Genomic DNA, 14,305 nt, shown 5'->3' with positions numbered 1-14,305 from the left:
CGCCGGTTACTGGTGGGTGACCACCACCAGACGAATGGCGTCGAGACGCCAGCCGGCTTCATTGAGGTTGGCCAGCACCTGACGGCGGTTGAACTCCAGCGTCTCGACTTCGTCGTCGCGGATGTTCGGGTTGACCGCCTTCAGCGCTTCCAGACGCGCCAGCTCGGCGCTCAGCTTGTCGTCCGCCTCTTGCTTCGCCTGTTCGATAAGCGTGCGTGCGTGCGCTTCCACCAGGCTTTCCGCCTGCTGCAGCATGGCGTGCACGTCTTGCTGCACGGCGTTGACCAGCTTGCTGGAGGTGTGGCGGTTGACCGCGTTCAACTGGCGGTTGAAGCTTTCGAACTCGACCTGCGCCGCCAGGTTGGTGCCCTTGCGGTCCATCAGCATGCGGATCGGCGTCGGCGGCAGGAAGCGGGTCAGCTGCAGGTGCTTCGGTGCCTGGGCTTCCACCACGTACACCAGCTCAACCAGCAAGGTGCCGACCGGCAACGCTTTATTTTTCAACAGGGACACCGCACAGCTGCCGGTATCGCCGGACAGGATAAGATCCAGACCGTTGCGGATGATCGGGTGTTCCCAACTGACGAACTGCGCGTCTTCGCGCGACAGCGCCCGATCGCGATCGAAGGTGACGGTGCAGCCGTCCTGCGGCAGGCCCGGGAAGTCCGGCACCAGCATATGGTCGGACGGTGTGAGCACGATCAGGTTGTCGCTGCGATCTTCCTGATTGATGCCGACGATGTCGAACAGGTTGAGCGCGAAGCCCACCAGGTTGACGTCGTTATCTTGCTCGGCGATGGCGGCGGCCAGCGCCTGGGCTTTGTCGCCGCCGTTGGAGTGCATCTCCAGCAGACGGTCGCGGCCTTGTTCCAGCTGCGTTTTCAACTGGTCATGCTGCTGGCGGCAGGCGTGGATGAATTCGTCCAGGCCTTCCTGCTCGGTCGGCGCGGCCAGATAGCCGATCAACTGCTCGTAGCAGCTGTCGTAGATGGTGCGGCCGGTCGGGCAGGTGTGTTCGAAGGCGTCGAGCCCTTCGTGGAACCAGCGGCCCAGCACCGCCTGTGCGGTGTGCTCCAGGTAAGGCACCATGATTTGGATATCGTGCATCTGGCCGATACGGTCCAGACGGCCGATGCGCTGTTCCAGCAGATCCGGGTTGAACGGCAGATCGAACATCACCAGTTGGCTGGCGAACTGGAAGTTGCGGCCTTCGGAACCGATCTCGGAACACAGCAGCACCTGCGCGCCTTCCTCTTCGGAGGCGAAGTAGGCGGCGGCGCGGTCGCGCTCGATGATCGACAGCCCTTCGTGGAACACCGCGGCGCGGATCGCTTCACGCTCGCGCAGCACCTGCTCCAGCTGCAGCGCGGTATCGGCTTTGGCGCAGATCACCAGCACTTTTTCGTTGCGGTTGGCCAGCAGGTAATCCAGCAACCATTCGACGCGCGGGTCGAAGTTCCACCAGGTGGCGTTTTCGCCTTCGAATTCCTGGTAGATCTGCTCCGGATACAGCATGTCGCGCGCGCGCGCTTCGACGGATTTCTTGGCGCCCATGATGCCGGACACTTTGATCGCGGTCTGATACTGGGTCGGCAACGGCAGCTTGATCTGGTGCAGGTTGCGGTGCGGGAAGCCCTTCACGCCGTTGCGGGTGTTGCGGAACAGCACGCGGCTGGTGCCGTGGCGATCCATCAGCATGGCCACCAGCTCCTGGCGCGCCTGCTCGGCATTGTCGCCTTCGCTGTTGGCCGCTTTGAGCAGCGGTTCGATGTCCTGCTCGTCGATCAGCTCGCCCAGCAGGTTCAGCTTGTCGTCGGCCAGGCGTTCACCGCTCAGCAGCAGGGTGACGGCGTCGGCCACCGGACGGTATTTCTGCTGTTCGGCGACGAACTCGCCGTAGTCGTGGAAACGGTTCGGATCGAGCAGGCGCAGGCGCGCAAAGTGGCTCTGTTGGCCCAGCTGTTCCGGGGTGGCGGTCAGCAGCAGCACGCCGGGGATATGCTCGGCCAGCTGTTCGATCACCTGATATTCGCGGCTCGGCGCTTCTTCACTCCAGGCCAGGTGGTGCGCTTCATCGACCACCAGCAGATCCCACTGGGCGTCCGCCAGCTCTTCCAGGCGCTGCTTGTTGCGGCGCACGAAGTCCAGCGAGCAGATCACCAGCTGTTCGGTCTCGAACGGGTTGCTGCTGTCGAGCTTGGCTTCGGCGTAGCGGCTGTCGTCGAACAGCGAGAAGTAGAGGTTGAAGCGGCGCATCATCTCCACCAGCCACTGGTGCTGCAGCGTTTCCGGCACCACGATCAGCACGCGCTCGGCGCGGCCCGCCAGCAGTTGCTGGTGGATGATCATGCCGGCTTCGATGGTTTTGCCGAGGCCGACTTCGTCCGCCAGCAGAACGCGCGGCGCATGGCGCTGACCGACTTCATGAGCGATGTGCAGCTGGTGCGGGATCAGGCTGGCGCGCATGCCGCGCAGGCCGGCGAACGGCAGGCGATACTGCTCGCTCTGGTATTTGCGGGCGCGAAAACGCAGCGCGAAACGATCCATGCGGTCGATTTGGCCGGCGAACAGGCGATCCTGTGGCTTGCTGAAGGTCAGTTTGCTGTCCAGCAGCACTTCGCGCATCGCCACGCCGCTTTCCTGGGTGTCCAGGCGGGTGCCGATATAGGTCAACAGACCGTTTTCCTCTTTCACCTCTTCCACCTGCAGCTGCCATCCCTCGTGGCTGCTGACGGTATCGCCCGGGTTGAACATCACGCGGGTGATCGGCGAATCGTTTCTGGCATAGAGGCGGTTTTCACCGGTGGCGGGGAAAAGCAGGGTAATCATGCGCGCATCCAGCGCCACGACGGTGCCCAGTCCTAATTCGCTTTCCGTGTCGCTGATCCAGCGTTGACCAAGAGTAAAAGGCATATATTGTCGGCTCGATTCTTTGTAAGTAAGTCTTGTTACCGGGCGGGAAGGGCCGCGGCACCTGTACTGAACATCGGTTAATCCCGGTTTGTTTTAAATTTGACGGGCAATAGCCGTTCACGCCATGCAGACGTCGCGAGACGGCAGGGCTAAGCGTGGTTCAGTTTTGGGAAGGGCGCTATGGTAATGGAAGGCGGCGCGTTCGTCACCTGCAAAACCGGATGATTTTTCTTAACCTGGCGCAATCTCAAAACAGCCCCATCTGCCCGGTGACCAGCGTGGTGAAGTCGTCGTGCAAGAAAGGGAGTATAGCGTCTGCCACCGGTTGCAGCTGACGTTCGAGGTAGTGCTGATAATCGATGGGCGAATGGCGGGTTTCCAGCGGTTCCGGCCCGGCGACGGTCATCACGTAGCTGATCCAGCCGCCGTTCTGATACTGCAGCGGCCGCCCCTGACTGCGGTTGTAGTCGTCGGCGATGCGCGCGGCGCGGGCGTGCGGCGGCACGTTGCGCTGATAGTCGTCGAGCTTTCTGCGCAGCCGTTTGCGGTACACCAATTGATCGTCGAAGTCGCCGTTCAGGGTTTTGCCGACGTAGTCGCGCACATAGTCCTGGTAGGGCTGTTGTTTGAAGATGCGCTGATAGAGCTGCTGCTGGAACTGCTGCGCCAGCGGCGTCCAGTCGGTGCGCACCGTTTCCAGGCCTTTGTACACCATCTCTTCCTGGCCGTCGGCGCGCGCGATCAGGCCGGCGTAGCGTTTCTTGCTGCCTTGCTCGGCGCCGCGAATGGTCGGCATCAGGAAGCGGGAATAGTGGGTTTCGAACTCCAGCTCCAGCGCGTTCTCCAGCCCGAACTGCTGCTGCAGATGCTGCTGCCACCAGGCGTTGACCCGTTGCACCAGCGCCCGGCCGATCTGCGCCGCCTGTTGCTCGTCATGCGGCTGTTTCAGCCAGACGAAGGTGGAGTCGGTGTCGCCGTAAATCACCTGATAGCCGTCGGCTTCGATCAGCTCGCGGGTTTGGCGCATGATCTCGTGGCCGCGCAGGGTGATCGACGACGCCAGCCGCGGATCGAAGAAGCGGCAGCCGCTCGATCCCAGCACGCCGTAAAGCGCGTTCATGATGATCTTCAGCGCCTGCGACAGGGGCTTGTTGTGCTGGCGTTTGGCGGCCTCGCGCCCCTGCCAGATCTGTTCGACGATCGCCGGCAGGCAGTGTTTGCTGCGCGAGAAGCGGGCGTTGCGAAAGCCGGGCACCGAGTCGGCGTCGTTTGGGTGGCGCATGCCTTCCACCAACCCGACCGGATCGATCAAGAAGGTGCGGATGATCGACGGGTACAGACTTTTATAGTCCAGCACCAGCACCGAGTCGTACAGGCCGGGCCGGGAATCCATCACAAAGCCGCCGGGGCTGTGTTCCTCCGGCTGTTCGCCGAGGTTGGGGGCGACAAAGCCCAGGCGATGCATGCGCGGCATATAGAGGTGGCTGAAGGCCGCCACCGATCCGCCGCTGCGATCGGCCGCCAGCCCGGTGACGGTGGCGCGCTCCAGCAGGAAGTTGAGCAGGTCGGCCTTGGCGAAAATCCGCGTCACCAGCTCGCAGTCTTTCAGGTTGTAGCGGGCCAGCGCCGGCTTGTCTTCGGCGAAGCGCCGGTCGATCTCCGCCATGCGCTGATAAGGGTTGTCGATCGCCTTGCCTTCGCCCAGCAGTTCCTGCGAAACGTATTCCAGGCTGAAGGAGGGAAAATTCCAGGTGGCGGATTTCAGCGCCTCGATGCCGTCGATGATCAGGCGGCCGGCGGCGGCGGCGAAAAAGTGATTCTGCTTGAAACCATGCTCGCGCCACTCCAGCAGGTTGCCGCCGCGCCCCAGCCGCAGCGGGATTTGGTAGCGCTCGGCGTGCTTTTGCAGCATCCGCAGATCGAACTGCACCAGGTTCCAGCCGATGATGGCGTCGGGATCGTGACGCTCCAGCCACGCGTTCAGCCGTTCCAGCAGTTGAGGGCGGCTGGCGCAGTATTCCAGATCGAAATCCAGCGGCTCATCGCCGCCGTTGGCCGGCCCCAGCATGTAGACCTGCCGCTGGCCGCAGCCTTCCAGCGCGATGGAGTAAAGCTCGCCGTGGGCGGTGGTTTCGATATCCAGCGACACCAGTTTTAGCGTTGGGCGGTACTCCGGCGCCGGCTTCATTTGGCCGCTGAGCAACGGCCCATTGCCGTCGCCCAGGCCGTTGAACCATACCGGCGCGGTGATGAAGCGTTCCATCAGGTAGCGCTCGGGCGGGCGAATGTCGGCCTCGTAGACCGCAACGCCGCCTTCCCGCAGCAGTTTTTCCAGCTTGATGAGCTGACGGTGCTGGCGGCAGTACAGCCCCAGCATCGGGCGGTGATGAAAATCCGTCAGCGCCAGCGGTTTCAGTTCGACTTGCCGCTCTTCGCGCAGCAGCAGTTCCGCGCGCTGCCTTTGTTCGGCGGGGATAAACGCCACCGAGGTTTGCGGCGGCAGACGCAGCTGGCGCGGGCCCGCGTCGGTCGCCAGCCAAAATTCGACCTCGGTGCCGGCGGGCGTGTCGCGCCAGTGGCGAGTGAGCAGGAACCCCTGTTGCAGTGCTGTCATAACCCCTTCGTTTTCCGCCGGGCGGCGTGTGCGACGTTCAGCGTGATGTCGGTTTTGGCGCTAATATAGATAAATTACAGTATGGGTTTTTATACAGTCATTGTCCATTGCCGCGCGGCGTTGCCAAATACGCATACAATTCATCGATTGACTCGCCAGCGGCGGCGCTGGAAAATCCTCGGCCCCGTTTGGCCCGAATAATCCACAGAGGTGTAATGGAAGCCTATTTACAAGATTTGATCACCCAGTCACTGGCTTTCACTCTGATGGTCGTTCTGCTGGTCGCTTTTCTGGAGTCGTTGGCGCTGGTGGGGCTGCTGTTGCCCGGCACGGTGATGATGGCCAGCATCGGCGCGCTGATCGGCAGCGGCAAGGTGGATTTTTACTACGCCTGGGCGGCGGGCATCGTCGGCTGCCTGCTCGGCGATTGGATCTCCTATTTCGTCGGTCGCGCCTTTAAGGGGCCTTTGCACCGCTGGTCGTTCCTGAAGAAGAACAAAGCGCTGCTCGACAAAACCGAACATGCCTTGCACCAGCACAGCATGGCGACCATTTTGATCGGCCGCTTCGTTGGCCCGACGCGCCCGCTGGTACCGATGGTGGCTGGCATGCTCGATTTGCCGCCGTACAAGTTCGCGCTGCCGAACATCATCGGTTGCCTGACCTGGCCGCCGGTCTATTTCTTCCCCGGCATTCTGGCGGGGGTGGCGATCGATATCCCCGCCGACGCCAACAGCGCGACGTTCAAGTGGCTGTTGCTCGCGGCGGCGCTGCTGGTCTGGCTGGCGGTGTGGCTAAGCTGGCGCTGGTGGCGCGAGGGCAAGCGCAACGCCGATCGGCTGAGCCGTTGGCTGACGCCGCTGCGGCTGCGCGTGGTGTGCGGATTGAGTTGGCTGGCGGCGTTGGCGGTCGGCTATTTGCTGAGCCAACAGCCGCTGATGCCGGTGTACCGGCATCTGTTGTGGCAGGTGCTGTCCGGGCAATGATTGCGGGGGCATTAGCCCCCGTTCGCCTTACTGGAAGAACGCTTCCAGCTGTTCAAATACCCGCACGTCTTCGCTGTGGCGCTTCACCCGCAGCACGTCTTCCAGCTTTTCCACCTGGCTTATCATTTGTTCCAGCCGTTGATCGTCGGCGACCAATAGCCAAATGCGGCTCTGTTGGCCGTCTTTCAACGGCAGACACAGAATGCCTTCGACGTTGAACGCGCGGCGGGCGAACAGCCCGCAAACGTGCGACATCACGCCGGGATGGTTGCGCACCGCCAGCTCCAGGATCACCTGTGGTTTATCTTGTGGTTGCAGCATGGCTTATTCTCCAATCATGTCGATGTTGGCGGCGCCCGGCGGCACCATCGGGAACACTTTTTCGTTGATATCGATCAGCGCGTGGATCAGGCAGGGGCCCGGGTGCTGGATCGCCTCAGCCAGTGCCGCCTGAGGATCTTCCGCGGCGTTCAGATCGCAGGTATCCAGCCCGAATCCGGCGGCGATTTTCAGGAAGTCGGTACGCTTCGGATAGGCGGCGGCGAAGATGCGCTGTTGGTAGAACAGGGTTTGCTGCTGGTGCACCAGCCCCAGCGCCTGGTTGTTCATCAAAATGATTTTCACGTCCAGATCGTGCTCGACCGCGGTGGCCATTTCCTGAATGTTCATCATCAGGCTGCCGTCGCCGGAGAAGCACAGCACTTTACGTTCGGGCTCCGCCAACGCCGCGCCGATCGCCGCCGGCAGACCGAAGCCCATGGTGCCCAGGCCGCCCGACGTCAGCCACTGGCGCGGCCGGCTCAGCGGATAGGCCTGCGCTACCCACATCTGATGCTGACCCACGTCGGTGGTGATGATGGCGCTGTCGTCCACGCAGCGCGCGGCGGCCAGCACCAGGCCGTAATGGCTCAGCGGATCGTCGGCGTTCGGCATGTTGAACGGGAATTCGCGTTTCAGGTCGTTGACGGTGTTCAGCCACGCGCTGCGCGGCTGCGTGTCGATCTGCGGCAGCAGCTGTTGCAGCACCTGGCCGACGTCGGCATGGATCGCCACGTTGGCCTGTTTGACCTTGCCCAGCTCGGCGCGGTCGATATCTACGTGGATGATGGCGGCGTTAGGGCAGAACTGCTCGGTTTTACCGATCGCCCGATCGTCGAAGCGCGCGCCCAGCACGATCAGCAGATCGGCCTCCTGCAGAATGAAGTTGGTGCTGCGCGCGGCGTGCATGCCCAGCATGCCCAGCGACAGCGGGTGTTCCACCGGCATCGCGCCCAGCGCCATCAGCGTCATGGTGGTGGGCAGACCGGCGCGCTCGGCCAGCTCCAGCGCCTGCCGGTGAGCGTCGGCGCAGATGATGCCGCCGCCCAGGTAGAGGATGGGGCGTTTCGCCTGATTGATCATCGCGGCGGCCTGCGAAACCAGCGCCGGATCGAAGCTCGGGGCGGCGTCCGGCACGGCGATCGGCGGCAGCTCTTCCAGGGTGATGGTGGCGGTCTGCACGTCTTTCGGCACATCGATCCAGACCGGGCCGGGACGGCCGGACTCGGCGATGCGGAACGCGTCGCCAATCACCTGCGGCAGCTCGCGGATATCGCGCACCAGATGGTTGTGCTTGGTGATCGGGATGGAAATGCCGTAGGTGTCCACTTCCTGGAAGGCGTCGGTGCCGATCATCGAGGAAGGCACCTGCCCGGTGATGCACACCAGCGGAATGGAGTCGAGCTTGGCGTCGGCGATGGCGGTGACTAGGTTGGTGGCGCCCGGCCCGCTGGAGGCGATGCACACCGCCGCTTTGCCGTTGGCGCGCGCCATGCCTTGCGCCATAAAGCCCGCGCCCTGTTCGTGGCGCGCCAGCACGTGGTGAATGCGGGTGCTTTGGCTCAGCGCGTCATACAGCGGCAGCGCGGCGCCGCCAGGGATGCCGGCGACGGTGGTTATGCCCTGACGCTCCAGCAGATGAACGATCAATTGTGCGCCGGTGAAACTGGTGCCCGGTTGAGGCGTGCCCGAAGTTGCCATGTTCCTGTCCTTTCTCAAGGCCGGTGAGCTTTTCTGGGCAGGGTGCTAAAACAAGAAACCCCGCCCGGTTTGCGCCGGCGGGGTTTGGGAATCGATGCGTTGATTCGGACCCTACGGCGCATTGCCGACGACCACCACCACACGCACGACGACCACCGCGGCTGGTAGCGCGGTAACTAGTAGGGTCGAAGTCAGCGAGGATGCGATCACAGGGAACCTTATCATCAGTAAAAAAAGTCAGGTTTTTATAAAAACACAGGCGCAAAATTCGCACAACAGGTTTATTGGCGCAGCATAAAAAACGCGCGTCAGATCACGCTTTACCCGAAATGCCCAGCACGCGCGCTTCCGGTGCGCTGCCGTCCAGCAGGGCCTGCGTCGGGCCGTCGTAGTAGATGCGGCCGTCGACCACCAACAGCGTGCGCGGCGCGATGCGCGCGGCGTCGTCGAGGTTGTGCGACACCATCAGCAGCGTCAGGTCGCGCTGTTCGCACACCGTCTGCAGCAGTTGCAGCATCTCGTTGCGCAGCGCCGGGTCGAGCGCCGAGAAGGGTTCGTCGAGCAGCAGGATCGGCCGCCGGCGAATCAAACAGCGCGCCAGCGCGGCGCGCTGACGCTGACCGCCGGAAAGCTGCGACGGCAGGCGATCCAGGTGTTCTTCCAGGCCGACCTGACGGGCGATGTGTTCTCGCTGTTGACGCTGCTGCGCAGTCAAGCGCAGACCGGGATCCAACCCCAACCCGATGTTCTGCGCCACCGTCAGGTGAGCGAACAGGTTGTTTTCCTGAAACAGCATCGACACCGGCCGTTTGGCCGGCGGCGTGGCGGTGTGGTCTTCGCCGTTCAGCAGCAGCCGGCCGCTGGCCGCCGGCAGAAAACCGGCGATCAGGCTCAGCAGGGTGCTTTTACCGGCGCCGCTGGGGCCGAGCACCGCGACGCGCTCGCCCGGCTGGATGCGCAGATCAAAGCGCATCGGCAGGTGTTCATACAGATAGGTCAGTTTTTCAAGCGTCAGCATGGCGGCCCGGTAAGCGTTCAATCAGGGTAAACAGCAGGAAGCACAGCAGCAGCAACAGCAGCGCGGTCACCGCTCCGTCTTGGCTGCGGTAGGCGCCAATCTGCTGATACAGGTAAAAAGGCAGGGTACGGAAATGCTCGTTGCCAAACAAGGCGACCACGCCGAAATCGCCGATCGACAGCACGCAGGCGAAGGCCAGCGCCTGCGCCAGCGGGCGGCGCAGGGCGCGCAGTTCAATCAGCCGCAGCCGTCGCCAGCCGCGGATATCCAGCGACAGGCACAGCGGGTTGTAACGTTCGGCGAGGTCGCGCATCGGGTTCTCCAATACCTTCAGCGCATAGGGCACCGCCATCAGCGCATTGGTGAGGATCACCAGCGCATAGGGCGACTGCGGCAACCCGATCGTATCGTTCAGCAGCAGGAAGAACCCGGTGGCCAGCACGATGCCCGGCATCGCCAGGATCACCATGCCGCTCAGCTCCAGCGCTTGGCCGCCGCGCAGCTGCTGCCGCAGTTTCAGCTCGCGGCTGCTCCACAGCAGCATCATCGTGAGCGCCACGCACAGCGCTCCGGCGCCAAGGGCGATGCGCAGCGACGTGAACAGCGCCTGCCACAGCACCGGCTGGCGCAGCACGCTGATGATAGCCTGATTGGCGCCGTCGGCGATCACCGCCAGCAGAGGCGGCAGCAGCAGCAACAGCGCGGCGGCGATCAGCAGAAAATCGCTGATGCGCCGCCACAGGCTGTCTTCCGGGTTGCGCCAGCGCTGGGCGTGGGTATGCCCTACCGGCAATGCCTGGCTCAGGCGTTGGCTGATCAGCACCAGCCCCAGACAACAGCCCAGTTGGATCAGCGCCAGCAGGGCGGCGCGGCTCAGATCGTAGTCGTAACTCAGCGCCTGGTAGATCGCCAGCTCGATGGTGGTGGCCTGCGGCCCGCCGCCCAGTGACAGCACGGTGGCGAAGCTGGCGAAGCACAGCATGAAGATCAGCGCGCCGCTCGGCAGGATTTGGCGGCGCAGCGCCGGCCATTCGACGAAGCGGAACTGCTGCCAGCCGTTCATGCCCAGCTGGGCGGCCAGCTGGCGCTGTTCCACCGGAATATTCTCCAGCGCTTGCAACAACAGGCGGGTAGCCAGCGGCAGGTTAAAGAACAGGTGCGCCAGCAGAATGCCCTGCAGCCCGTAGGGCGAGAAATCATACTCGACGCCCAGCCAGCCGCACAGCGTCGCCAGCCAGCCCTGGCGCCCATAGACGCTGAGCAGGCCGAACACCGCCACCAGCACCGGCAGCACCAGCGTCATGGCGCACAGCCGCAGCAGCTGCTGCCGGCCGGGGAAACGACGCCGGTAGAGCGCGCGCGCCAGCAGAATGGCGGGCAGCACCGAAATCAGCGCCGACAGCAGCGCCTGCAGGAAAGTGAAGCGCACCACGTGCCACAGGTAGCTGTCCTGCCACAGGCCGCGCCAGTCGCTGTCCGGCGCGTGACGCCACAGCGAGCCCATCGCCAGCGCGGCGACCAGCAGGATCATGCCGGCGGCCAGCAGCCCCGGCCAGAGCCAGCGGGGGATCAGCGGCTGACGGCGGTTTGCCATGCCCGGATCCAGCCGCCGCGTTGTGTGGCCACCTCTTCGGCGCTGTATTGCAGCGCGGTATGCGGCACGTTCATCTGTTCAAAGCCGACGGGCAGCGGGGTGTTGATCACCGGGTACATCCAGTTGCCGGTCGGGATGGTGTTCTGGAACGCCGGCGTCACCATGAACTGCATGAAACGCTCCGCCAGCTCAGGCTGTTTGGCGGCCTTCAGTTTGCCGGCCACTTCCACCTGCAGGTAGTGGCCTTCGCTGAACGTGGCGGCGGCGTAGCGGTCTTTTTTCTCGGCGATCAGATGATAGGCGGGGGAGGTGGTGTAGCTGAGCACCAGATCGCCTTCGCCTTTCAGGAACAGGCCGTAGGCTTCGCTCCAGCCTTTGGTGACGGTCACGGTCTTTTTCGCCAACTGCTGCCAGGCGGCCGGCGCCTTGTCGCCATACACTTTTTGCATCCACAGCAGCAGGCCGAGGCCCGGCGTGCTGGTGCGCGGATCTTCGTAGATCACCTTCCAGTCACGATCGCTGCTGACCAGCTCCTGCAGGCTTTTCGGCGGGTTCTTCAGTTTTTCCTTGTCGTAGACGAAGGCGAAGTACCCGTAGTCGTAAGGCACGAAGGTCGCGTCCTGCCAGCCGCCCGGCACCGTCAGTTTGGTAGTGTCCACGCCGCTCGGCGCGAACAGGCCGGTTTGCTGCGCCGCCTGCAGCAGGTTGTTGTCCAGCCCCAGCACCACGTCGGCGGCGCTGTTCTTGCCTTCCATGCGCAGGCGGTTCAGCAGTGAGACGCCGTCTTCCAGCGCCACGAACTTCAGCTCACAGTCGCACTCGGCTTCGAAGGCTTTTTTCACCGCCGGGCCTGGGCCCCAGTCGGCGGCGAAGGAATCGTAGGTGTAAACCGTCAGCGTCGGCTTGGCGAACACCGGTGCGGCGCACAGCAGCAATAAGCAGGGCAGATATTTTTTGACCACGTTGCACTCCTGAAAAATAAGGGGGCAAGGGCATCTGAGGGGGCGAGGCGGCGTCGCCGGTTCGCTGGGCTCAAATCCCTCCGCCGGTATTGACCGGATCAGGTTCGACGGGTGTGCTCTCAGCGGAAAATCGGGCTTATCACGCGGCCCGACTCTCCGCACCCCGTTGAGACGGCGCTATTGTAAAGATTAACCGACCCGGGCGAAAGGCGCTTATGCCTCCGGCGGGGCAAACCAGGCTGACTTGAAGTCGAACCAGCCGAGGGTGTTCATTCGCACGCCGCGCATGCTGCGCTGGCCGTGCAACTGCAGCCAGTGGTGGAACAGCGGATGCAGTTGGTGATTGCTGACCAGGCGCTGGCAGAACTCCGCCAGCGGCAGACGGTTGGCGCGCCACAGCGCCGCATCCTGCGCCAGGTCCTCGCTCATGCAATGCTGCATCAGCGGCAGCTCGTACAGCGTGGCGAACAGCGAAAACTCCAGCGGCAGATAGAAGTTGGCGCTGCCGAGCCACAGATCGCTGCGCGCGTCGCCCTGGTGCCAGGTCGCGTAATCCACGCTTTGCACGATCAGGCGGATGCCGTGCTGCGCCAGCAGCGGCTCGATCGCCTGGCGGATGGCGTGGAACTCCGAATGCTCATTGAAGTGAGTCAGCGTCAGTTCGGTCAGCCCCGCCGGTTTGGGCTGCTGCGCCAGCGCGCGGTTGTGGTGCCAGCGCGGCAGCAGGCCGTACGCCGGCGACCAATAGCGCTGGTAGAGCGGCCCGGCGTGGCTCAGCAGCGAAATGGGGTTGATCAATTCGCACAGCCAGCTGCGCATGGCGGGATCGGCCGCCAAGGGAGAGCGCTGATCGAACAGCAGGAAGTAGCAGCCTTCTTCCAGCCGGCTTTCCAGCTCGCTGTTGCCGGTTTCATCGCCCTGCAGCTGTACGCCGGAGTGCACCAGTTCTTCGGAGAACTCCGGCAGCACCCAGATGTTGACCTCATCGATCAGCGCCCGGTAGCCGAAATAGTCGTCGAAGGCGTGGATCTTCATCTGGCTGGGAAGGTTGCGCACCACGCGGTAGGGGCCGGTGCCGATCGGATGGCGGGTGAAGTCCGGCAGATCGCGCCATTCGCGCGGCAGGATCATGGCGTGCACGCTGCCCAGCAGCCAGGGCAGCCAGTGGTCGGGGCTGTGCAGATGCACGTCGACAACGAACGGCGTCGGCGAGGTGACGCTTTCGATATGCGAGAACAGCGGTTGTGAGGTCAGACGCGAAAGCGAGCTGATGACGTCCGCCATCTCCAGCTCGCGGCCATGGTGAAAATGGATCGCCGGGCGCAGGTAAAACCGCCAGTGCAGCGGCGTCAGCGCCTGCCAATGGTGGGACAGATCGGATTCGAGTTCCCCGTTTTCCTCATTTATGCGCGTCAGGCCGTTGAAGATCTGACGCGCCAAATGGGTCTCGGAACGCCGCAGCGCCGAGCCGGGCAGCAGGTTGTACAACTGCCGATAGTAGAGCACCCGCAGGATATGTTTCCCCTGACGGAAGCTGCGCCCCAGCTGCGACAGCAGCATTTGGCGCACCACGTTTTTGTCGCCCACCAGCTGCACCAACTGATCGATGCGATCCTGCTCCAGCAGCTCCTCGGCCCGCTGTTGCTGCAGCGCCAGGCCGGTGTAATGAAAGGTTAGCCGCGAACGCTTGCCGCGTCCCGACTCCGCCTGCCAGGTGAGCCAGCCCTCCCGCTGCATGGCGCTCAACAGGGAGCGCACGTGGCGCCGCGAGCAGCTCAGCGCCTCCGCCAGTGCCTGCAGCGTGGTGTCGGTGGTTTCACCGTGGCAGCGTTGCCACAGACGGATGAACTGCTGCTGCAATCTGGACGTGGACATAAAAGAGGAACACTCCTGTCTCAACTCGTCAATTTTTCTTTCCCTATATTACGCCGATAATTTTCATCAATGAAAGGGGAGGGCGTAATCATGAAAGCTTTCTTATCCAAATCGTTCTATCAGCGCTATTTCAGCGCGGTGCGTCGGCAGCACGCCGACTGGCTGAGCGTGGTGCCCGAGCAGGCGCGGCTGGCAATATTGGCGCACCTGACGCAATGGGATATCAAAGAGATGAGCGACAAGCAGTATCGCGAGCACCTGTAAGGCGCTGCGGCATAAAAGTTTCTGAGTAATGGTGCTGTTTCACCAGCCAGTGGGTCGCCC

11 protein-coding genes and 1 riboswitch are annotated in these 14,305 nt (G+C 63.2%); of the genes, 2 read left to right on the top strand and 9 right to left on the bottom strand.

Translation table 11 applies throughout. The features are described from left to right. Positions 1 to 6: 6 nt before the first annotated feature. On the bottom strand, positions 7 to 2,913 hold the full coding sequence (rapA, locus tag ACJ8PE_RS12055; protein WP_197793038.1) for an RNA polymerase-associated protein RapA: 2,907 nt from the start codon (positions 2,911 to 2,913) through the stop codon (positions 7 to 9). Positions 2,914 to 3,160: 247 nt separating this feature from the next. Further along, positions 3,161 to 5,527 carry a DNA polymerase II gene (locus ACJ8PE_RS12050; protein WP_197793037.1) on the bottom strand — a complete coding sequence of 789 codons (2,367 nt, stop codon included), beginning with the start codon at positions 5,525 to 5,527 and terminating at the stop codon, positions 3,161 to 3,163. 215 nt (positions 5,528 to 5,742) lie between these two features. Here ACJ8PE_RS12050 and ACJ8PE_RS12045 point away from each other — a divergent pair, with 215 nt between their 5' ends. Beyond that, positions 5,743 to 6,513 (top strand): DedA family protein, encoded by a 771-nt coding sequence (locus ACJ8PE_RS12045; RefSeq protein WP_046688224.1) that lies wholly within the window; start codon positions 5,743 to 5,745, stop codon positions 6,511 to 6,513. Positions 6,514 to 6,540: 27 nt separating this feature from the next. Here ACJ8PE_RS12045 and ilvN read toward each other — a convergent pair whose 3' ends face one another. The 7 genes from ilvN to sgrR form a co-directional block, all read right to left on the bottom strand. Continuing rightward, positions 6,541 to 6,834 carry an acetolactate synthase small subunit gene (ilvN, locus tag ACJ8PE_RS12040; protein ID WP_033641839.1) on the bottom strand — a complete coding sequence of 98 codons (294 nt, stop codon included), beginning with the start codon at positions 6,832 to 6,834 and terminating at the stop codon, positions 6,541 to 6,543. A 3-nt stretch (positions 6,835 to 6,837) separates the two neighbouring features. Next, positions 6,838 to 8,532, bottom strand: coding sequence for an acetolactate synthase large subunit (gene ilvB, locus ACJ8PE_RS12035; protein WP_197760851.1), 1,695 nt, complete (start codon positions 8,530 to 8,532; stop codon positions 6,838 to 6,840). Between the two features lie 111 nt (positions 8,533 to 8,643). Next, positions 8,644 to 8,757 carry an ilvB operon leader peptide IvbL gene (ivbL, locus tag ACJ8PE_RS12030; RefSeq protein ID WP_154747116.1) on the bottom strand — a complete coding sequence of 38 codons (114 nt, stop codon included), beginning with the start codon at positions 8,755 to 8,757 and terminating at the stop codon, positions 8,644 to 8,646. An 88-nt stretch (positions 8,758 to 8,845) separates the two neighbouring features. Beyond that, a complete protein-coding gene (gene thiQ / locus ACJ8PE_RS12025) occupies positions 8,846 to 9,550 on the bottom strand; it encodes a thiamine ABC transporter ATP-binding protein ThiQ (RefSeq protein WP_047025195.1) in 705 nt (234 codons plus the stop codon). Beyond that, positions 9,537 to 11,144: a thiamine/thiamine pyrophosphate ABC transporter permease ThiP gene (gene thiP, locus ACJ8PE_RS12020; RefSeq protein WP_197793035.1), complete on the bottom strand. Its 1,608-nt coding sequence runs from the start codon at positions 11,142 to 11,144 to the stop codon at positions 9,537 to 9,539. The genes thiQ and thiP overlap by 14 nt, the downstream gene beginning before the upstream one ends. Further along, positions 11,120 to 12,106, bottom strand: a complete 987-nt coding sequence (gene thiB / locus ACJ8PE_RS12015; RefSeq protein ID WP_197793034.1) for a thiamine ABC transporter substrate binding subunit — start codon at positions 12,104 to 12,106, stop codon at positions 11,120 to 11,122. The genes thiP and thiB overlap by 25 nt, the downstream gene beginning before the upstream one ends. 57 nt (positions 12,107 to 12,163) lie before the next feature. Next, positions 12,164 to 12,282, bottom strand: a riboswitch (TPP riboswitch). A gap of 37 nt (positions 12,283 to 12,319) precedes the next feature. Beyond that, the gene (sgrR, locus tag ACJ8PE_RS12010; RefSeq protein WP_047025197.1) at positions 12,320 to 13,981 is read right to left on the bottom strand and encodes an HTH-type transcriptional regulator SgrR; all 1,662 of its coding nucleotides are present in this window, start codon (positions 13,979 to 13,981) and stop codon (positions 12,320 to 12,322) included. Positions 13,982 to 14,071: 90 nt separating this feature from the next. Here sgrR and sgrT point away from each other — a divergent pair, with 90 nt between their 5' ends. After that, the gene (sgrT, locus tag ACJ8PE_RS12005; RefSeq protein WP_071883530.1) at positions 14,072 to 14,245 is read left to right on the top strand and encodes a glucose uptake inhibitor SgrT; all 174 of its coding nucleotides are present in this window, start codon (positions 14,072 to 14,074) and stop codon (positions 14,243 to 14,245) included. Positions 14,246 to 14,305 lie beyond the last annotated feature (60 nt).

Source organism: Serratia sp. CY74737, assembly GCF_052166775.1.
GTDB lineage: Bacteria > Pseudomonadota > Gammaproteobacteria > Enterobacterales > Enterobacteriaceae > Serratia > Serratia ureilytica.
This window is presented reverse-complemented; position numbering and strand designations above follow the sequence as displayed.